Origin of the sequence: Desulfovibrio legallii (genome assembly GCF_004309735.1) — a bacterium.
Classification (GTDB): Bacteria; Desulfobacterota; Desulfovibrionia; order Desulfovibrionales; family Desulfovibrionaceae; genus Desulfovibrio; species Desulfovibrio legallii.
In genome coordinates, this window is sequence record NZ_SIXC01000031.1 from 1 (window position 1) to 1,023 (window position 1,023).

Sequence of the window (1,023 nt, forward strand, 5' to 3'; positions counted from 1 at the left end):
TGTAGTGTTTCAATAGGTTGTTCACCCTCCCCAAATCGGTAAAGCTGGAGTTAACAGACAACAGCAAACCGAGAGGGGGAAAGGGTGAACAGCCATAAGAATGCCAAACTGACGGTTCGTAGTCGAGAAGAAATGGTGCGCCGGATGCGGGACAATCCCGCCGCCACCGTAGCGGCGGGATTTGGCGTAACCCTGCGAACCGCCAGAAAATGGATGAAACGATACCGTGAAGGAGGCGTTGCTTCTTTGGCGGATGCCTCTTCTCGGCCGCGATGCTGTAGAAATCGTCTGACGGAGATGGACCTTGCCGAAATTTTTGAATTGAGGAAAAAACGACAGACTGGTGACGCAATCGCACTACGCCTTGGTCTGTGCCGCAGTACAGTGTTCCGCGCTTTACGTAAGCTTGGCTGCTCCCGGCTTTCTTCTTTGGAGAAAAAAGAGCCGATACGGCGTTATCAATGGGAGAAGCCGGGCCAGATGCTCCATCTGGACATCAAGCGTCTCGGCAAAATTGATGGTGTTGGGCATAGGAAGGCTGGGACGCGGCAAGTGCGGCGGCGGCGGCCAGGTTGGGAATATTTGCATGTATGTGTGGATGACGCCTCCAGGGCGGCATATACGGCAATACTGCCGGATGAAACTGCGGAGTCGGCCATAGAGTTTTTATGGTTTGCCGTTGCCTGGTATGCCTCGCACGGCATCAGAGTGGAGCGTGTGCTTACGGACAATGGCGCTTGCTACAAGTCTTGGAAGTTTCGCGATGCCTGCCGCGAGCTTGGCATAAAGCACAAGCGCACCCGGCCTTACCGACCACAGACCAATGGTAAGGCTGAGCGCTTCATCAGGACGGCATTGAACGAGTGGGCATACGCCGAAACGTACACCCACTCATGGAAAAGGGCAGCCAACTTGCCCATATGGACGCATCACTACAATTATTCGCGTCCTCACACGGCTCTTGGCAGGAAACCTCCGGCTTCAAAATTGGAGCGAGGGTGAACAACGTATTGACACTCTACA

At 54.2% G+C, this 1,023-nt stretch carries 1 protein-coding gene; it reads left to right on the forward strand.

The features are described from left to right. Nucleotides 1-84 precede the first annotated feature (84 nt). The gene (locus EB812_RS11590) at nucleotides 85-1,002 is read left to right on the forward strand and encodes an IS481 family transposase (protein WP_130958329.1); all 918 of its coding nucleotides are present in this window, start codon (nucleotides 85-87) and stop codon (nucleotides 1,000-1,002) included. The last annotated feature ends 21 nt before the right edge of the window (nucleotides 1,003-1,023 follow it).